General features: G+C 71.1%; 19 protein-coding genes. 8 read left to right on the top strand and 11 right to left on the bottom strand.

From position 1 onward, the window contains the following. Positions 1-15 precede the first annotated feature (15 nt). Positions 16-393 carry a hypothetical protein gene (locus IBX62_04270; GenBank protein ID MBE0476300.1) on the bottom strand — a complete coding sequence of 126 codons (378 nt, stop codon included), beginning with the start codon at positions 391-393 and terminating at the stop codon, positions 16-18. A gap of 208 nt (positions 394-601) precedes the next feature. Between IBX62_04270 and IBX62_04265 the strand changes: the two genes are divergently transcribed. Further along, entirely contained in the window at positions 602-817 is a 216-nt protein-coding gene (locus IBX62_04265) for a hypothetical protein (GenBank protein ID MBE0476299.1), read from the top strand. Positions 818-827: 10 nt separating this feature from the next. On the opposite strand, the gene IBX62_04260 is transcribed toward IBX62_04265, so the two are convergent. Continuing rightward, positions 828-1,346: a hemerythrin domain-containing protein gene (locus IBX62_04260; GenBank protein ID MBE0476298.1), complete on the bottom strand. Its 519-nt coding sequence runs from the start codon at positions 1,344-1,346 to the stop codon at positions 828-830. Between the two features lie 227 nt (positions 1,347-1,573). Between IBX62_04260 and IBX62_04255 the strand changes: the two genes are divergently transcribed. Next, positions 1,574-4,054 (top strand): SpoIIE family protein phosphatase, encoded by a 2,481-nt coding sequence (locus tag IBX62_04255; protein ID MBE0476297.1) that lies wholly within the window; start codon positions 1,574-1,576, stop codon positions 4,052-4,054. A gap of 34 nt (positions 4,055-4,088) precedes the next feature. Here the strand turns inward: IBX62_04255 and IBX62_04250 are convergent, their stop codons facing one another. Genes IBX62_04250 through IBX62_04230 form a run of 5 tightly spaced genes read right to left on the bottom strand, consistent with a single transcriptional unit; the run spans position 4,089 to position 7,901 of the window. Continuing rightward, positions 4,089-4,646, bottom strand: coding sequence for a hypothetical protein (locus IBX62_04250; protein MBE0476296.1), 558 nt, complete (start codon positions 4,644-4,646; stop codon positions 4,089-4,091). Beyond that, positions 4,625-5,365, bottom strand: a complete 741-nt coding sequence (locus IBX62_04245; protein MBE0476295.1) for an ABC transporter permease subunit — start codon at positions 5,363-5,365, stop codon at positions 4,625-4,627. Before IBX62_04245 ends, IBX62_04250 begins: the two co-directional genes overlap by 22 nt. 14 nt (positions 5,366-5,379) lie before the next feature. Further along, on the bottom strand, positions 5,380-6,168 hold the full coding sequence (locus tag IBX62_04240) for an ABC transporter ATP-binding protein (protein ID MBE0476294.1): 789 nt from the start codon (positions 6,166-6,168) through the stop codon (positions 5,380-5,382). A 33-nt stretch (positions 6,169-6,201) separates the two neighbouring features. Continuing rightward, positions 6,202-7,206, bottom strand: coding sequence for an ABC transporter substrate-binding protein (locus tag IBX62_04235; GenBank protein MBE0476293.1), 1,005 nt, complete (start codon positions 7,204-7,206; stop codon positions 6,202-6,204). Positions 7,207-7,256: 50 nt separating this feature from the next. Then, positions 7,257-7,901 carry a GNAT family N-acetyltransferase gene (locus IBX62_04230; GenBank protein MBE0476292.1) on the bottom strand — a complete coding sequence of 215 codons (645 nt, stop codon included), beginning with the start codon at positions 7,899-7,901 and terminating at the stop codon, positions 7,257-7,259. A 142-nt stretch (positions 7,902-8,043) separates the two neighbouring features. Here IBX62_04230 and IBX62_04225 point away from each other — a divergent pair, with 142 nt between their 5' ends. After that, the gene (locus IBX62_04225; GenBank protein ID MBE0476291.1) at positions 8,044-8,958 is read left to right on the top strand and encodes an HAD hydrolase family protein; all 915 of its coding nucleotides are present in this window, start codon (positions 8,044-8,046) and stop codon (positions 8,956-8,958) included. 4 nt (positions 8,959-8,962) lie between these two features. Here IBX62_04225 and IBX62_04220 read toward each other — a convergent pair whose 3' ends face one another. Beyond that, positions 8,963-9,184, bottom strand: coding sequence for a hypothetical protein (locus IBX62_04220; GenBank protein MBE0476290.1), 222 nt, complete (start codon positions 9,182-9,184; stop codon positions 8,963-8,965). Next, a complete protein-coding gene (locus tag IBX62_04215) occupies positions 9,181-9,993 on the bottom strand; it encodes a helix-turn-helix domain-containing protein (protein ID MBE0476289.1) in 813 nt (270 codons plus the stop codon). The genes IBX62_04220 and IBX62_04215 overlap by 4 nt, the downstream gene beginning before the upstream one ends. Positions 9,994-10,613: 620 nt before the next feature. Here IBX62_04215 and mgtE point away from each other — a divergent pair. The 5 genes from mgtE to IBX62_04190 all read left to right on the top strand — a co-directional run bounded on the left by mgtE (position 10,614) and on the right by IBX62_04190 (position 16,982). Further along, positions 10,614-12,422 (top strand): magnesium transporter, encoded by a 1,809-nt coding sequence (gene mgtE, locus IBX62_04210; protein ID MBE0476288.1) that lies wholly within the window; start codon positions 10,614-10,616, stop codon positions 12,420-12,422. A 12-nt stretch (positions 12,423-12,434) separates the two neighbouring features. Then, on the top strand, positions 12,435-13,679 hold the full coding sequence (locus tag IBX62_04205; GenBank protein MBE0476287.1) for an Nramp family divalent metal transporter: 1,245 nt from the start codon (positions 12,435-12,437) through the stop codon (positions 13,677-13,679). 71 nt (positions 13,680-13,750) lie between these two features. Then, positions 13,751-15,421 (top strand): SAM-dependent DNA methyltransferase, encoded by a 1,671-nt coding sequence (locus IBX62_04200; GenBank protein MBE0476286.1) that lies wholly within the window; start codon positions 13,751-13,753, stop codon positions 15,419-15,421. 603 nt (positions 15,422-16,024) lie between these two features. Continuing rightward, the gene (locus IBX62_04195; protein ID MBE0476285.1) at positions 16,025-16,348 is read left to right on the top strand and encodes a hypothetical protein; all 324 of its coding nucleotides are present in this window, start codon (positions 16,025-16,027) and stop codon (positions 16,346-16,348) included. Positions 16,349-16,427: 79 nt separating this feature from the next. Then, the gene (locus tag IBX62_04190; protein ID MBE0476284.1) at positions 16,428-16,982 is read left to right on the top strand and encodes a 5-formyltetrahydrofolate cyclo-ligase; all 555 of its coding nucleotides are present in this window, start codon (positions 16,428-16,430) and stop codon (positions 16,980-16,982) included. Positions 16,983-16,991: 9 nt separating this feature from the next. Here IBX62_04190 and IBX62_04185 read toward each other — a convergent pair whose 3' ends face one another. Continuing rightward, complete coding sequence (locus IBX62_04185) at positions 16,992-18,152, bottom strand: polysaccharide deacetylase family protein (GenBank protein ID MBE0476283.1); 1,161 nt, start codon at positions 18,150-18,152, stop codon at positions 16,992-16,994. Further along, complete coding sequence (locus tag IBX62_04180; GenBank protein MBE0476282.1) at positions 18,149-18,613, bottom strand: YbaK/EbsC family protein; 465 nt, start codon at positions 18,611-18,613, stop codon at positions 18,149-18,151. The genes IBX62_04185 and IBX62_04180 overlap by 4 nt, the downstream gene beginning before the upstream one ends. Between the last annotated feature and the right edge of the window lie 23 nt (positions 18,614-18,636).

Genomic DNA, 18,636 nt, shown 5'->3' with positions numbered 1-18,636 from the left:
GTGAGTCCGTCTCCCCTATGGCGTGATGCGGACGTCGCTTCCGCCGGACCCGCTCCTGGTGGCGGCAGCCTCCGAATCCAGAGCAGAGGACCTGTACGTGAACGGCACGGCTCTCCCCTCCGACCACTCGAGCATCTGGCGATCGCAGATAGCGCACAGCAGGATCGAGCCGAGGCCGACGATCGAGAGCTGCGTGCCTCGCGAGTACTGCGTGAGCGCCTGGGCACGCTGCACCAGGTCGGTCCTTCCGCAAGTCGCGCACTTGTCCGGTTCGCTGTCCCGCAGCCAGGAGGCACCGCAGCTTCCGCAGTGGATGACGATGCCTTCTGGAGACGGCTGCCCTCTGAGCTCTTCCGTCTCTCCGCAGGTGCGACAGATGATCTCCTTGCTCATTGAATCCCTGACCTTTGGTTTTCGTTCGACCCAAGCCGTTGTGTGCGCTCAGGCACGACGGCCAGCGGCTGACCCTACTCTAACGTAACTGTAAGGTTGACAGCAAGACAGGATCCGGTGGAATGCTTGCCGGTGACGAAACGGTCCAACGGTGTTGGACACGGACTCAGCCATGCGGGAACACGACCTCACGGAGGTGCCTCGTCGGGTGCCTCGGAACTGCGCTCAATACGTGGGCTTCCGTGGAGTGGAGCTGCATGCGGCACACGGGGTCCACTACCGGGATGCCCAGATCCTTGCCACGGCCCGCCTCAACGGTTGCGGTGCCGTGCTCACTGAGGACATCGCTTCGCCGGCGCTCGCAGGCATCCGCTTCGCGAACCCGTTCGTCGAGGGCTTCGACCTGCGAGAGGCGGTCGGATAGCCCCGGCGCCCTACCCGACCGGCACCGCGGCGTACCTGTCGACGAGGTCGCCGACCGCCACCGGCGCCGGCGTCGACTCGTCCACGTCGTGGAAGACCGACACCACCGCGCGCTTGGCCTCGTCGGAGAGCGTCCTCTCCGCGAGGGGGAGCAGCGCCTCGTCCTCCTCGGCGACGTGCGCGCGCATCAGCCTCGACCACCCCGCGAGCGCCTCGGCCGCCGCCTCCGGGGCGTCCCGGCGCGGCATGCGTTCCATGTAGGGCCGCGAGGCGGCGTGGTCGGCCCGGAGGTGCCGCAGCCTGATGGAGACGGGGTGCGGCGCCGAGGCGACCAGCGCGGGGAACAGCGCCCTCTCCTCCTTGCGGTAGTGCCGTTCGTCCACGAAGTCGCGGCCGAAGCCCACGAGCCGCCCGACGTCCTCGTCGGCCACCTCGCGCCCCTGCACGAGCAGGACGGCCATCGCCATCGCGACGGCCGCCGCGTCCTCGATCAGCGCGTGCTCCTCGCGGATCTCACCGCAGCACTCCACCCGTTCCCGCCTCCCCTCGCGCCCGCGCCCGCCGGACCTCCGGGCTTCATACCCGGCGACACCGGCGGGGAAGCGCCGCAGTTGTGACGGCGGGAACGCTGGCTCCGCGCCCGGGCGTGTACGATATGGGGGACGACGCGTTCACCTTGCGGCCCTGCCGGCGAAGCGGCGGCTGGAGTCGTCCTCTGACGCAAACGGTCGGTCGCGAAGGACGGAGGTACGAGCGGATGCCCGAGGAGGTGGACGGACCCGGCGGAGTGCTGCGTGCGGCGGGCGACGAGAACGCCTTCCGTCTGGGCGCGCGCATCCTCGAGATCGCGCCGGTACCTGTCGCGTACGTGAGCGCCGGGCTCGTCGTGCTGCAATGCAACGCCGCCGCCGCGCGGCAGCTCGGCGGCCCCGCCGATCGGCTGCTGGGGCGGCGCCTGGAGGACCTCGTCGGCCGCGACTCGCCCCTGCTGGCAGCGGCCGCGGCCGCGGTGCACACCCTGCAGCCGGTCACCCACCTCCTCCCGGGCGACGCCGGCGGCGGCGGTGCGGTCGTGTCGGTCACCTGCACGCCGGACATCGACGCCCGCGGAAGGCTCCTCGGGCTGATCGTCACGATGTCGGAGAGCGGCTCGCGGCGGCTCGAGGAGGGGGCCGGCGAGTCGGCGGCGTTCGCCAGGCGGCTCGCCGGGGAGCTGGCGGAGGCGCGCGAGCTGCAGCGCGGGCTGCGGCGCGAGCTCGAGCTGCTCCGAACCGTCGTGAAGCACTCGGCCGACGGGATCGTGGTGGCGCGTGTCGATGGCCGCGCCGTCCTGTGCAACCCGGCGATGCGGCGGATCGCGGGCCGGGACCTTGCGGGGATCGGCGAGAAGGACTGGCTGGAGGTCGCCTTCACCGACTCCCGCGAGAGGGACCGCGCGGCTTCGGTCCTGCGACGCGCGCTGCTCGGCGAGAGCGCCGCCGAGGAGATCCCGCTCACGCGCGAGGACGGGGAGCGGAGGATGCTCCGCCTCTCGGCCTCACCCTTCCGGCTCGACGGCAACGACCTGGTGCTGGCGGTGGCGAGCGACGTCACGGAACGCGACGAGGCCGAGCGGGAGCTCGGCGAGAGCGAGAGCCTCTTCCGCACGATCTTCGAGCTGTCCTCGGCGGGTATCGGACAGCTCGACGCCGAAGGCCGCTTCCTGAAGGTGAACCGCAGTCTCGCCGAGATGCTGGGCTACGCGCCCCAGCAGCTGGAGCGCATGTCGTTCTCGGAGGTCACGCATCCGGACGACCTGGAAGCCGACCTGCGCGAGATCGGGACGCTGCTCTCCGGCGAGGCCGACCGCTGCGTGATGGAGAAGCGCTTCGTCCGCGCCGACGGCGGCGAGGTGTGGACGCTCGTGGCGGTCGCGGGGGTGCGGGACGCCGAGGGCGGCGTGGAGTACCTCGTCGGTGTCGCCCAGGACATCGGCGAGCGCAAGCGCGGCGAGGAGCTGGCGCTGGCGATGCATCGTATCGACGCGGCGCTCCACTCCACGCTCGAATTCGGCGACACCGTGCAGCGTGTCGTCGTCGAGGCGGTGGACGCACTCGGCGTCGAGACGGGGCGGGTGGCGCTGCTGGAGGAGGGGCGCTGGGCGACCCGCTACGGCCACCGCCTGCCGGCGGGGACCGAAGCCGTCTCGTACACGGACGAGGAGGCGCCGCACTTCGCGCTCGCGGCGCGCGAGCGGGCCGTCATCGCGGTCGACGACGCGCTCTCGGACGCGAGGTTGGACCGCGGGGCCATGGAGCGGCTGGGCGAGTGCTCATCCCTGGTGGTGCCGCTCGTCTCGCGCGACGAGGTGATCGGCGTGATGAGCTTCTCCTACCACGACCGCACCATCCGCTTCACCCCGGCCGAGGTCTCCTTCGCCGACCGCATCGCGTCCTCGGTCACGCTCGCCCTGGAGAACGCGAGGCTCTACGACGCGCAGCACCGCGTGGCCGACACCCTGCAGGACGCGATCATCCGGATGCCCGAACGGATGCCGGGCCTGGACTTCTGCTCGCTGTACGGCTCCGCGACCGAGGCGAGCCGGGTCGGCGGCGACTTCATGGACCTCTTCGAGCTGGCCGGCGGGCGGGTCGGCGTGCTCATCGGCGACGTCTCGGGCAAGGGGGTCGACGCCGCGGCCCTCACCTCGCTGGTCAAGAACGTCGTGCGCGCCTACGCCCACGAGGACGCTTCTCCCGCGCGAGTCATGGAGCGCCTGAACCGCGCGGTGGATCGGGAGACCGCGCACGACATGTTCGTCACGGTCTTCCTCGGCGTCCTCGACCCGAGGTCGGGGTGGCTGGCGTACTGCAGCGGAGGTCATCCGCCGGCGATGGTGCGGCGGCGCGGCGGCCGCCTGGACCTGCTGGGTGCGGTCTCGCCGATCGTCGGGGCGCTGCCCGACTCGGCCTATGCCGAGTCGTTCGAGCATGTCGGCGAGGGCGACGTGCTGCTGCTCTACACCGACGGCGCGATCGAGGCCCGCCGCCCCGACGGCGAGATGTTCGGCGAGGAGCGCCTCGGGCAGGCGCTGCTGTCCGCCGACCTGGGCGCCGGCATGGAGGAGGTGTGCCGCTCTCTGTTCGCCGCCGTGTCCGCGTTCGCCTCCGGCCGCCTGGCCGACGACCTCGCGCTGCTGCCGCTCGCGCTGGACCCCTCGGGCCTGCCGTCGGCCTCGCACGGCGGCCGCGCGCGATAGCGCGGTCCGCCTCACCGCCCCTGGGCGCCCCGCATCACGGCGCCGGGGCGCCCCGCGACAGGAGCCCGCCCAGGTTCGGCACCTCGACCACCACCCATCGCCCCTCGCGCGGCACCATGCGCGCCTCGACATCGCCGTACCGCGCGTCTGTGTCGAGCAGGACGAGCGCCTCGTCCCCGGTACGCTCGAGGACCCGCATGCGCAGCGGCGCGAGGATGCCGCGCTGCCGTCGAAGCCAGCCCTCCTCGGCCTCCCCGCGCTCCACCGCCGCGCGCAGACCCTCGCGCGCCCGCTCGACGATCAGCGCCCGCTGCGACTCGACCAGCTCCTGCCCCAGCCGCCCCGGCGGCCCCTCGCCGCGCAGCTCCTCGACCAGCTCGTCGATCCCGGCGGCCATGACCGCCTCGACATCCACGTAGCGCTCGAACCGCTCCCAGTCGTGGGAGGTGTACGCGTGACCCATGCGAGCCACGCTCCACCGCGGCTCGCCTCCCAGCGTCCGCCACCCGAGCCACCCGAGCGCGCCCAGGAGCGCCGCGACCGCCAGCACGCCCGCGAGCGCCCGCCCCCTCACCGCGCCGCCCTCGTCCATCGGCAACTCCGCCCCTCGGCCGCGTCCAGCCCCTCGTAGAGCAGCACGCCGAGGAGCGCCATGGCGATGATGCCCGCGAACATCCCCTCGTAGTCGATGCGGCTCCAGGCGTCCACGATGTAGTAGCCCAGGCCGTTGGTCCCGGCGATGGACTCGGCCAGGAAGAGCACCGCCACCGCCGTCCCCGCTCCGATCCGCAGCGCGGTGAAGACCTCCGGCAGGGTCGCCGGCACGATGACGTGCCGGAAGACCTGCGCGCGAGTCGCGCCAAGGGATCGCACCGACAGGACGGAGGCAGGCGGCACGGCGCGGGAGGCGTCGCGCGCGGTCACGAGGATCTGGAAGGACACGATCAGCGTGATGAGCGCGATCTTGGAGGAGTCACCGAGTCCGAGCAGCACGAGCAGGACGGGCAGGAAGACGACCTTCGGGATGGGGTAGGTCAGGAACACCAGCGGCGCGGCCACCGCGTCCAGCCGCGGCGAGCGGCCCAGCAGCAGCCCGAGCGGAGCGCCCAGCGCGACCCCGAGCGCGACCGCGGCCAGCACCCGCCAGGCGCTGACCGCGAAGTGCGGCGCCAGCGCCGGCACCTCGGAGGCGAAGGACGCCAGCGCGGGGCCCGGCGCGGGCAGCGCGGGCGAGTCCACGGCCAGCGCGACGAGCTCCCATCCGGCGAGCAGCGCGACGAAGGCGCCGGCGTAGCCGAGCACGCGGCGCAGCAGCGGGGCCCCCCTCACGGGGCTCCCTCCCGCAGCCCGGCGGGGTGCAGCGCCCCCTCCTCGGCGAGCAGCGCCCTCAGCCTCGCGCAGCGAGCGTAGAACGCCTCGGTCTGCCGGTACCCCTCGGAGCCCATCCCGGGGTTGTCCACGATCGCCGCCACGCGCCCGGGCCGCGTCGTCAGCACGACCACCCGCCGCCCGAGGAAGACCGCCTCCTCGATGGAGTGCGTCACGAGCACCGAGGTGTGGCCCCGCTGGCGCCACAGGGCGAGCAGCAGGTCCTGCAGGTCCTCGCGGGTGAGAGCGTCCAGGGCGGAGAGCGGCTCGTCCATCAGCAGCAGGTCGGCCTCCAGGGCGAGCGCCCTGGCGACGGCCACCCGCTGCCTCATCCCGCCGGAGAGCTCGCCGGGGTACGCGCCGGCGAACTCGGCCAGCCCCAGCCGCTCGAGCGCGTCGCGGGTGCGGCGGGCGGACTCCCCGCGCTTCACGCGCCGCACCTGCAGGCCGAGCGCGGCGTTGCGCGCGACCGTCTTCCAGGGCAGCAACCCGAAGTCCTGCAGGATCAGAGCCGTGCGGCGCCGGGGTCCGGCGAGCGGCTCCCCGCCGACGAGCACCCGGCCGGCGGTCGCGGGCACGAGACCCGCCAGCGCCAGCAGCAGGGTGGACTTGCCCGAGCCCGACGGGCCTATCACCGCCACGGGCTCGCCGTCGCGCAGCGAGAGGTCGAGCGGTCCGAGCGCCTCGAGGGCGCGCCGGACGCCGTGGTAGGTCACGGCCAGGGCCTCGATGCCCACCGCGGCCATCGCGCTACAGCGCCTTCCCCCGGCCGCCCGGCATCACCGGTCGCCCGGCGTCACCACGCCCGAGAGGTCCAGCGGCGTGAGGTCGGCCTTCAGCGTCCCCTCCGCGCGCATCCACTCCAGCACGGCCGCGACCTGCTCCTCGGTGGGCGGCTGCGCGGCGGGGTACGCGTTCACGCGGTAGGTGTCCCTGAGCGGCTCGGGCAGCCGCGCCTTGTCCACGAGCGTCTCGCGCCAGGCGTCCGGGTCGCCGTTCACCAGCTCCGCGCCGGCGTCCCACGCCCGCACCAGCAGCTCCATGGCCTCGAGCCCGCCCTCGGCGCGCAGGAACGCCTCGGAGGCCACCAGCACCGTCTGCGAGAGGTTCTCGCCGGAGGTGTCGTCGGCGATGAGCTTGGCGCCCTGCATCTCGCCGAGCGAGAGCAGCGGCTCGGGCAGCGCCGCCGCGGCGAGCTTGCCGTTCATCAGCAGCTCGAAGCGCACCGGCACCTTCTTGACCTCTTCTTTGACGACCCGCTCCGCGGGAACGCCCGCCTGGCGCATCAGCCCGTCGAGCACGTACTCCTGGATGGTGCCCGAGGAGGTGCCCACCGGCACTCCTGCCAGGTCTTGAAGGCCGTCCACCTCCGACCCGGGCGCGGCAAGGATGCCGAAGCGCCCCTCTTCCGGCGTGGCGCCCAGCATGACGAACTCGACGGCCACCGGCGTGCCGCCGGCCTCGAGCTGGGCGGCCGCGATCATGTCTCCCATGAACGCGTCGATCTCGCCGGCCACCAGCGCCGCGTCGCGCTCCTGGGCCGACTGGAACGTCACGATCTCGACCGAGGGCAGTCCGACCTCTTCGAAGACGCCTTCGGCCTCGGCCGCCCACAACGGCAGCGCGTCCTCGGTGGGCAGCGTGCCGACACGGACCGTCCTCGGCTCGACGGCCGCCCCGCCGCCGGCGTTCGGCTCGGCCCCCCGGGCGCAGCCGGCGAGCGCGAGGGTGAGAGCGGCGGCGAGCGCCATCGAGAGCGGGCGCCGGAGAGTGCGGGGGGTCATCGGGAGGTGCCTCCTCGGGTCGTTGCGCGTGTGCCGCGCCTGTTCGGTTCTCAGCGGCGCGGGCTGATGCTGCGCCGCATGCGGATCTCGTCGCGGACGGGGATGTCGGAGAAGCCGCCGGGCGTGGAGCCGTCCTCCAGCACGAGCTGGCCCACTGCGCAGCCGTAGATGCGGAAACCGTGCCGTTGGTAGAAGTAGAGCTGCGGTATGTCGTCGTTCGTGACCGCCACGACCACCCCCGGCAGCCCCTTCTCCTCCGCGTAGGCCACGGCGGCCGCGACGAGGGACGAGCCGACACCGCGCCCCTGGTAGGCGGGGTACACCGAGAGCAGCACGACCGCGAGCTCGCCGGCGTGGACGGCCAGCGAGAGCAAGCCGGCGAGGCGCCCCTCGCTCTCGGCGACGAGGTTGATGCCGATGAGCACGTCGAAGGTGCGTCCGAAGACATCCACGTCGGTCTCGCCCAGTGCCTGGTCGCAGATCTCCTCGATCTCGCGGCGGTCGCCCGCCGTCGCGCGGCGCACGGTGAACCCCGGCGCCTCCTTGCGGGGGAGGTGCTCGGCGCAGGTCACCGTCATCCGCGCGTCGTTCAGCGGCAGGTCCTTGCCGCAGATCGGGCAGCGGTACTGCGGGTACGGGACCTCGAGGTCCTCTCGCTCCTCGGTCTCCACGATGCGGTCCTTTCGTCCGGCCACCGCCACGTCCGCCCGGAGGGGCGTGGCGTGCCATACGGTTATACCGCGCCCGGAGCGGCAGCGCCACGCCCCGCGGCCCGCGTCCGTCCGCAGGTGGTTCGGGTAGGATACGGGTACCCCGACCGCTCCGTGAGGAGTACCGATGCCCGCCCCCGTTCACGGCCTGCCCTTGCTCGACGAGTCGCCGGAGGCGCGGGCCGCGCTCGCCGGCGTCGAGGTGCTCTACACCGACCTTGACGGCACGCTCCTCGGCCCGGGAGGGACGCTGCTGGCCGACGCCGACGGCCGTCCCTCGGCCGCGACCGCTCAGGCGATCGTGCGGCTCAACGCCGCCGGGCTGCCCGTCGTGCTGTCCTCGGGACGCAACCGCGTGCAGCTCACAGAGGTCGCGCGGGTCTGCGGGTGGAGCGGCTTCATCGCCGAGCTCGGCTGCGTGCTCGTCCGCGACCGCGGCGGGCAGCAGGAGTACTACCTGGGCGACTGGCCCGACGGGACCCTGCCCGACGGCGTGACCCCCTACGAGCTGATCGAGCGGGCGGGCGTGCTCGATGCGCTGGTGCGCGCGTTCCCGGGGCGCATCGAGAACCACACGCCGTGGCACCTGAACCGCGAGGCCACGCACGTGCTGCGCGGCGAGCTGGACCTCGAGGCCGCGACGGTCGTGCTCGAGGGCATCGGTCTGCCCGTGCGCGTCGTGGACAACGGCATCATCCGCCCGCCCTCGACCACGCTCGTCGGCGTCGAGCGGGTGCACGTCTACCACCTCGTCCCCAGCGGCGTCACCAAGAGCGGCGCCGTCCTGCGCGACCTGACCGGCCGGGGACTGGAGCGGCGGCAGGCCTGCGCGATCGGCGACTCGGAGACCGACGTCGAGATGGCCGACGAGTGCGTGATGCTCGTCCTGGTCGCCAACGCGCTCGCCGACGAGCGCGTGCGCGCCGCGGTGCGCGGGCGGGAGAACGTGTACGTGACGCGCGGCGCGCGCGGCGAGGGCTGGGCGGAGCTGGCCGACGCGTGGCTGGCGGCGCGCGGAGGCGGGAGGACGGGCCCGCCGTAGGGCGTCAGTTCCTCAGCTCGTAGCGGCGGGGGCCCAGGCGCCTCAGGCGCCCCTCCCGCTCGCGTCGCCGGATCGCGTCGAGCGCCGCGCGGGCGAGCATCCTGGACTCCTCGGGGCTCCGCGGCCGCCGCCGTGTCGCACGAGGCTGCCCGGCGAGCCTTGCGATCAGCGGCAGCATGCGGCCGCGCTCGGCCATCCACCGGTCGTAGTCGTACACGCGAGTCACGCCGGCCCCTCCTCGCGCAGCCGCATCAGAGGCCCCTCCAGGTCTTCCTCGGCGGCACGCCGCTTCAGGTAGGCGAGGTCGAGCTCGGGTGCTCCGGCCAGGAGCACGGCTGCCCAGCGGCACGACTCCGCGTCCTGCCGGAACGCGCACGCCGCGAGCCTGTCGATGATCAGATCCTCTATCCCCAGGATGTAGGCCGTCACCCCCGCGATCCTCACCTCCGCCACGTGTCCGAGCCGGTCGGGGGGCAGGGTGCCGCCGGGTACCTCGACCAGGAGGTTGAGCTCTTCGTCGTAGAAGTGGCGCCCCTCTCGCTCGAAGCCCCAGGAGTCAAGCACCTCGGCCACGGGCTCGGACGCCCCGGCCAGGTCGACGTCGACGGTCGGGTAGTCCCCGGCGGTGTAGAACTCGACAGCGTTGCCGCCTACGACGACCGGGGCGGGCCACCCCAGCGCCTCGACTCCCCGGACCAGGAGGCCGACGAACGCGAGCCGCCGCCCGAGGGTGTCGGAGATGGGCTCGAGCAACGCGGACAGCTCCCCGCGCGTCGGCACCCCGGCGCCTTCCCGCGCCATGGGGAGCGGCACGTCCAGGGCGGAGTGCGGATACGGACCGCGCCTCTCCTCGCCTGAGGGCCGCTCGTGTCCGGACCGCTGCGAGAGCCACTCCTCGAGGTCACCCCTGCGGACGCGCCACAGCCGTCCCACCTTGAGCGCCGGCAACTCCCCCGTGCGCACCTTATCGTAGACCGTGCGCTCGCTCACGCCGAGGTACTCCGCGACCCGCGCGATGCTGAAGAGCTCTTCCATGCGATGATGATAGCAGCTACTGGAATCTACAGGAAGAGAGCTGCGTTGCAAGCTCCTCTCGGCACGGCTGCGCAGGCGCGCGCCGAGCCCCGAGCGCCGCGCGGAGCCGGCCGACGCGTGGCTGGCGGCTCGCGTTGCGCCTTCTACCAGCTTGGACTAGAATCTTCGTGCTCCGGTTCACTAGGAGCGTTGACAGCACGGAGAAGCCCTTTCCGTTAAGGTGCGGCTCCTGTCCGAACACAGGCCACTGCCCGGAAATGTCGAGAGACGCCAATGGGTAGAACAGCTTTCGCCGGCTTAAGGCGACGGCTAAGGTGGCTGGTCCGCTCGCCGCAAGGCCTGCGGGCACTACGTCGGGCAGTGCCAAAACCTCCAACGAGGGACGGGGCGGGACTCGGCCGCCGCGCGGCCCTGTCCCCTGCGCGTGCACGAGCGCGCGCCCGCCGGCCCCTCGTCCGTCCTCGGAGAGGGGCCTTTTGCGTGGTGTCGTCCTGTCGTCGGAAGAAGAGGACCTGAGTGAGGCTCGTGAGTCACTAGGTCCCGGCTCCCTCCCCCGCGGACGGGCCGGGGCCCGATACGCGACTTCGCCGGACCCCGAGTTCGGAAGGGAGGGAGCGCGCATGATCTATCTGACGCGGATGCTCGGCCGGCCGGTCGTCGACGCCGCGGGCGAGACGATCGGTGCGATCAACGACGTCGCCATCGCCACCGGCGAGATCTTCCCGCGCGTCACGTCGCTGGCCTTCGTCGGCCCGGACAGGACGCCGTTCATGCTCTCGTGGCGGAAGTACGTGGCCGAGTTCGACGAGGAACGCGTGCTCCTGGACGCGCCCCGCTCGCAGCTGCGCTTCTCCTACCTTCAGCCCGACGAGGTCCTGCTCGCCCGCGACCTGCTGAACAAGCAGATCGTCGACACGCAGGGCATGAAGGTCGTGCGCGTGAACGACCTGAAGCTCTCCGAGTCGGCCAAGGCGCTGCGGCTGCTCGGAGCCGAGGTCGGGATCCGTGGGATCCTCCGCGGCATCTCCCCGGTGCTGGAGCATGCGGCCGGCGCGGCCGCACGGCTCGTGGGCCGCAGGCTGCCCGAGTCCTTGATCGCCTGGAACTACATGGACCTGCTCGACCGGGACTTGAGCCACGTGCAGCTCTCGGTCACGCACAAGCGCCTGCACGAGCTGCACCCCGCGGACGTCGCCGACATCCTCGAGACGCTCTCGCCGAGCCAGCGCGGCCGCGTGTTCGAGCACCTCGACAACGCCCAGGCGGCACTCGCCGTCGCCGAGCTGGAGGAGGAGTACCAGGCGCAGGTCTTCGCCGACCTCACCGACCAGCGCGCCTCCGACATCCTCGAGATGATGGACCCCGACGACGCCGCGGACATCATCGGCGACCTGCCCTACGACAAGGCCGAGACGCTCCTGCGCCTGATGGGCATGCGCGAGGCCCGCCAGATCCGCAAGCTGCTGGGCTACCGAGAGAACACGGCGGGCGGCATCATGACGCCCGAGGTGACCACCGTGACCGAGGACATGACAGTCCAGCAGGTCATCGAGCACCTGCGCGGCGCCGCCGCGGAGAACGAGAGCATCTACTACGTCTACGTCGTGGAGGGCGACCGGCGGCTGATCGGCGTCGTGTCCCTGCGCGACCTGCTGGTCAGCTCCCCCGAGACGCGGGTGGCCGACATCCTGGAGCGCGACCTCATCACCGTGGAGCCCGACGACGACCAGGAGGACGTGGCCGAGACCATGTCCAAGTACGACCTGCTCGCGATCCCCGTGGTGGACGAGAGCGGCCGCATCCTGGGCATCGTCACGGTGGACGACGCGCTGGACGTGCTCGAGGCGGAGTCCGCCGAGGACCTCGCGCTGGCCACCGGCTCGCCCCGCCAGGTCGGCGTGGGCGCGTGGAGCTGGCTCGGCCGCAAGAGCGGCTGGCTCATCGTGTGGGCCGTCCTCGGGGTGGGCGCCGCCCTGGTGCTGTGGGCGTTCTCGGCCACGATCTCGGCGTTCGTGGCCTCCGTGCTCTTCATCCCGCTCGTGCTGCGCCTCGCCGAGGACATCTCGTCGCACTCACTCGCCGTGCTCATCGAGGCGGGCGCCCCCGAGGAGCGTCCGCGCTTCGCGCGCCAGATGCTCGTGGACGCCGTGGTCGGCATCGGCCTGGGAGCCGTGAGCGCGCTGGTCGTCTTCGGCTTGCTCGAGCTGCTCGGAGAACCGCTCGAGGCGGCGGTGACGCTCGCGGCGGCCGTCGGCCTCACGGTGCTGTTCGTGGCGGCCGTCGCCGGAGCGGTGCCCTACCTCGCGCTCAAGCCCGGCGGCGGGGGCTGGCGCGCGCCCTCGACGCTGGTCTCGACGGGCATCGCCGCAGCGGGACTGGCCGTCTACCTGCTGCTGGTCACGGTGCTGCGCCAGCTGGTGCGGTTCTAGGCGCGTCGGGCGATGGCGCGTACCCCCCGTCAGCGCGGCCGGCTCCTCCTCTTCCTCGGCGTGCTCGGGCCGGGGATCGTCGCCGCGTCGGCGGGCAACGACCCGGGCGGCATCTCGACGTACTCCGTGGCCGGGGCCCGATACGGCTACATGCTGCTGTGGGCGCTGCTGGCCATGACGCCGTCCTTCGTGTTCGTCCAGGAGATGGCGGGCCGCATGGGCGCGGTGACCGGCAAGGGGTTCGCCGGCCTCATCCGGGAGAAGTTCGGCATGAGGCCGTCGTTCTTCGCCATGGCGTGCCTGCTGTCCTCCACGGCGGCCACCTCCGTCGCGGAGTTCGCCGGCATCGCGGCCGCCATGCAGCTCTTCGGCGTCAGCAAGTACGTGGCGGTTCCGGTGGCCGCGGCCGTGGTGTGGCTGCTCGTCGTCCGAGGCTCCTACCGCAGCGTCGAGAAGGTGCTCCTGGCGATGTCGACCGTGTTCGTGGCGTACGTGGTCGCGGCGTTCCTCGCCGGTCCCGATTGGGGGCAGGTGCTCCGCGGCCTCACCGTGCCGAGGGTCGTCCCGTCCACGGAGTTCGTCACGATCGCCATCGGGATGACGGGCACGACGATCGCCCCCTGGATGCAGTTCCTGCTGCAGAGCAACATCGTCGACAAGGGCATCTCCATCAAGGAATGGCGCATCGCGCGGCTCGACGTGATCGTGGGCGCGATCTCGGCCAACATCGTCGCAGCCTTCATCATCGTCACGACGGCCACCGTCCTGCACCCCGCCGGCATCACGGTCACCGACGCCGGGCAGGCCGCCCGAGCCCTCACGCCGCTCGCGGGGCAGTACGCGACCCTCCTGTTCTCCTTGGGGTTCCTCTCCGCCGCGGTGCTCTCCGCCGCGGTGCTCCCGCTCACGGCCGCCTACGCCGTGTGCGAGGCCTTCGGGCTGGAGGCCGGGCTGGACCGCGCGTGGTCGGAGGCCCCGGTCTTCAACTGGCTGTACACGCTGCTGATCCTCTTCGGCGCCGCGTTCATCCTCATCCCCGGGCTTCACCTCATCACGGTCCTGATCCTGTCCCAGGTGGTCAACGGCATCCTCCTGCCGTTCCTGCTCTTCTTCATGATCCGCATCGTGAACGACCGCAGGATCATGGGGCGGCACGTGAACGGCCCGGTCTACAACGTGCTGTCCTGGGCGACGATCGTCGTGGTCGTCTCGTTGACGGCGGTCCTGCTCGGCATGACGGCACTGGGAGTGGGGTAGCGGCCGAGAGACGAACGTATGTACGAATGTCAGACGGCGCGCTACGATTGAAGCAGCCGAAGGGGGATCTCTTGCTTGAGCAGCGGGCAGGCACAGGGCGATGCGAACGAGCCGATCGACACGCTCGTGGCGCCTTCTTCACTCCTGACTACATCGCCGACTTCCTTACGCGCTGGGCACTAGCCGGGCGGGTCGGCGCCAGAATCCTGGACCCTACATGTGGCGACGGTGCCTTTCTCAGATCCGCTTCCCGACGACTCCGCCTCCTCGGCGGCGGCGCCCCACACGACGAGCAACTTCATGGTGTGGATATCGAGAGCCAGTCGCTCGAGGATGCGGCTAGGATGCTTCGGGCGGAGGGGACTCAGGCCCGGCTGCTCCATCTCGACATCTTCGATGTCTCATCGCCTGCCGACCTGGGCGTCGATGCGATAGACGCCGTGGTCGGCAATCCCCCGTTCGTGCGATATCAACTCTTCAACGGCAGCGCGCGAAGCAAAGGCCTCGAGCAGTGCTTGCGGCAGGGTGTCAGACTGTCCGGACTCTCCTCGTCATGGGCGCCCGTTCTCGTCCATTCCGCCTCGCTGCTGTCGGATGCCGGGCGACTCGCCATGGTGCTTCCCAGTGAACTCATATCCGTCAACTACGCCCAACCAGTGCGACAGTGGCTGAAGACCAGGTTTCAGGAAGTCACGATCGTCTGCCTGGAAGGCTTTCACTTCTCCGATGCCGTTGAGCGTGTCGTACTGTTGCTCGCACGCGGCCGGGGCACATGCACCGATTTCCGGCTCGCCTACGTCCGCGATGCCGACGAACTGGGGCGCTTCAACTTGGAACGTATGTCCGTCCCTCGGTCTCCTGAGGCGGGCAAGTGGCTGGACTTGCTCTTGTCCTCGGAACAGCGGCGCTGCTATCGGGAGGCAGTCGCTTCTCACTTCGTGTCGCTCTCCCACTACGGTAGGCCGGAGCTGGGTACGGTCACGGGGGCCAACGCATTCTTCACGCTCTCGGAAAGCACGCGGCTCCGGTTCGGTGTGGATGAGTCGGATCTTCTGCGGATATCGCCGCCAGGAACGCGCCACCTGAAGGGACTGCGTTTCACAAGGCGTGACTGGAATCTGCTCCGGGAATCGGACGCACGCGTGTGGATGCTTCAGCCCGGGTCCGACAGCCACTCAGGCGGCCTGCAGAAGTACATTCGGCTTGGGGCACTAGCGCAGGTGGACAAGGCCTACAAGTGCCGCGTAAGGACTCGGTGGTGGAAGCCGTCGGCCGTTCCCGCACCCGACCTCTTCTTCACCTACATGAGCCACCACTATCCTCGCCTGATCAAGAACTCAGCCGGGGTCACGTACTTGAACTCCATGCACGGGGTGAGGCTGAACGGCTCCGGGAACCGGGCGATTGCGAAAGAGGCCTTGCCCCTGCTGATGCTGAACTCTGTGTCTATGCTTGGCGCCGAGATCAACGGGCGCTACTACGGGGGTGGGGTTCTGAAGATGGAGCCCAGGGAAGCAGCTCGGCTGCCCGTCCCGACCCCCGAGCACCTGGCGGCCGCCTGGCTCACCCTGCGCAAGGAGAGGGACAGGCTCGATACGTCACTGCGAGACGGCAGGTGGGCCCCCGTGGTGAAGCGAGTGGATGAGGTGCTCTTAAGGGATACTCTGGGATCAGGGGTCGAGCAGTGTGAACTGATCCAGAGTGCGGTCACCCACCTCAGACGACGACGGCTGAAGAAGTGAGCGGGGAACGAGTGGGGGCAGTAAGTGAATCGCGCAGAATCGAGCGACTGGTAGGACACCCGGGCGATAGATGGGATGTCCTCCAGGCGCGGATTCAGAACGAGAGTCTGAAGTCGTTCAATTCGATACTACCCGACTGGCTTGACTTGATGTGGTCGCTTGACAGGTACATCGTCGCCGGGGTTCCTCCGCGCGGCATGGGCAACCCGGAGCACACCGACCGGAAGCGTCTCGAGGCTGTCAACAAGGGCAAGGGGCAGTGGTTCGCCACGGCAATCGCATTGCTACTCGAGAACTGGACGAGCCATCGCCTGGCGCCTCGCGCCAGGGTTCAAGGTTTCTCGCAGCTGCATCAGATAGATGTCGCGTGGCCAGTCCGGCAGGTCGATCCGCTGGTATGCCTCGAGACGAAGGTCACAGGAAACCCATCTCGAGGCCCGTTGAACGACTGGAGCAATCGACGCAAGGAGCTGAAGTTTGCGGCAACGGATCTCAAGCTCTTCAGGAGGCAGCAGTTCACCACGATCGACCACTGGGACGTCTGGCGAGAGAGCGAGTTCCCCCGCTGCTACTTCATTTGGGCAGCAAGGCTGAAGCGAAGACTTGGAGAGGATGCTGAAGGAGAGCCAAGCTCTCGTGCGGACCTACCTCGAAGGTGCAGGCGTGGTCGCTTGGGCAGAGAGCGACGGCCGCTACGAGTCAATGGCCGTGCGCCAGGAGGACCGCGTTTCTGCCATTGACGATGTTCTCCACCGTGTCGCGGCTGACATCAATCGGATTGCCAAGCCCGGAGAGGAGCCGCCGTCACCGGAATTGCCGCCGCAGCGTGCTGTGGACGTAGGCGAGCTAAGAGACGACGAACCCGGCGAGTGGAGGGCTGGCGAGTCCAGGGCAACCTATCGAACCCGCGGAACGATCAGCGGCTGATCGAAGAGCTCGTCCCCGCTCTCTCTCCTTATGCAGGTGTCGCAGAGGGGAACTTGAGGCCATGGGTGACTCCGTGTCCATGAGAAAAGCGGAACTGCGCGCGCACGCCCGCGCGCTGCGCGCGATGCTGCCCGCCCGGCGGCGCGGGGAGCAGGCCCTCGCCATCGCCGAGAGGCTGCTCGGGCTTCCCGAGGTCGCCGCGGCCGGCGCCGTCCTGGCCTACGGCGCCAGCGAGGAGGAGGCCGATCCCCGGCCGGCTGTCGACGCTCTGCGCGAGCGCGGGGTCCGCATCGCCTACCCGCGCATCGCCGGCGAGGGGTGTCTCGCGCTGCACTGGGTCTCCTCGGCCGAGGAGCTGCAGGTGGGCGCATTGGGTATCAGAGAGCCCGCCGGCACGTGCGCGTGCGCGGAGCCCTCCGGGATCGACGTGGTGCTCGTGCCCGGCATCGCGTTCGGCCGCGACGGCTACCGCCTGGGCTTCGGCGCCGGCTACTACGACCGCTTCCTGCCCACGGTCCCGGATGCTTTCAAGGTCGGCCTGGCCTACGAGGTGCAGCTCTTCGACACGGTCCCCCACGAGGCCCACGACGTCCCGCTCGACGCCGTGATCACTCCCAGCGCGATCGTGCGGTAGCCGGCGCGCCTACCCCTCTCCCGCCGCCGCGCGCCGCTCGGCCGCTTCGAGCCCGTCGAGCGTCACGAACCGGTAGCCCTTGCGCTTCAGCCGCGGGACGATGCGCAGCAGTGCCTTGACGGTGGCCGTGCGGTCTCCCCCGCCGTCGTGCAGGAGGACGACGCCGCCCGGCTCCGTCTCCTCGATCACCTGCGCCGCCAGCTTCTTCCATCGAGGACGGCGCCAGTCCTGCGGGTCGACCGACCACAGCACGAGGCGCTCGTTCGCCTTGCGCGCCTCGTCGAGCACGACGGGGTCGAGGTACCCACCCGGAGGCCGGAACCACCGAGGCCACTTCCCCGTGACGGCCTTGATGCTGTTCGCCCCCTGCCGTATCTGCCGTCTCACCGTGTTGCGGTCGGCGAGCGTGAGCACGCGGTGGTCCTCCGTGTGGTTGGCCACGAGGTGCCCCTCACGCACCATCCTGCGCACGAGCCCCGGCTGCTTGGCGACCCGCTTCCCCACGACGAAGAACGTGGCAGGCACCTTCTCCTTGGCGAGGATGTCGAGGATCCGCTCCGTGCTCTCCGGCCACGGGCCGTCGTCGAAGGTGAGCGCGACGAGCTTCCCTCCCGTGGGCGGAGGTGTGACGCGCACCACGGTCATCGGCACGGCGGGCTGTAGGGTCTCCGAGGCGACGACCTGGCCGGACAGCTCGCCGAGCCGGACCGCCTCGACACCGACCGCCCCCGTGGACGCGAGACGCACGAGCGGTCCGGTACCGGTCACGCTCACCGGTATCGGGATGGGCCGCTCCGCGCTGATGACGCGCTCCGTGACGTCGGCCCCGTCGATGAGACGCACGCGTTCGCCGCCCCTGAGCCTGTGCCCGGGCGGGGCGGGCGCGCCGTCGACCTCCGCGAGCGGCCGGCCGCCGCCGCCGGGCAGCAGGACCGTGCCGTCGAGCGCGACGAGGTCACCGGGCCGCGCCTCGGAGAGCCCGGAGGCGAGGAGATCGGCGACGGCCATCCCGACCGTGACCGTCCTGCGCGCCCCGTCCACGGTGACGCCGACGCGCATGAAGGCCTGCCAGACAAGTGCGAGCGCGGCGAGGGCCACCAGCGCCGCCGCGGCCGCCTCCGGCAGCGCGACGCGCGCCCTGCGTGGGCGCTGGACCTCGTACCGGCTCATACCGGTGAGGACGAGATCGGCGCGAGGCGGCCGCCGACGAGGGCCAGCAGCTTCGGCAGCGGCACGCGCGCGGCCGAGGAGGGCGTTCCGGCGGCCGGGTAGACCACCTCGAAGCGCAGCAGCGAGGCGTCCACGAGGACCGGCAGGCCGGCCGGGAGGCCGAAGGGCGACACGCCCCCGATCGCGTACCCCGTCGCTTCGCGCACCATCCCCGCGTCGGCCATCGTGGCCCCCGACCCGCCGCTTTCGCGCGCGATCGCCTCGGCGTCGCCGCGCCGGTCCCCGGCCACCAGCGCCAGCACCGGCCGGCCGTCCACTTCGAAGACGAGCGACTTGACGATCTGCCCCAGCTCGCATCCCACCGCCTCGGCGGCCAGAGCCGCGGTGGCCGTGGAGGTGGGGAACGTGACCAGCCCCTCCTCCAGCCCGTGCTCCCGCAGGACGGCCCGCACGCGCTCCAGGGAGCCTCCCGGTGCGCCGTCCG

This window comes from Coriobacteriia bacterium (assembly GCA_014859305.1).
Classification (GTDB): Bacteria; Actinomycetota; Coriobacteriia; order Anaerosomatales; family Kmv31; genus Kmv31.
The sequence above is the reverse complement of the archived record's forward strand: the minus strand, read 5'-3'. Positions and strand labels throughout refer to the sequence as shown.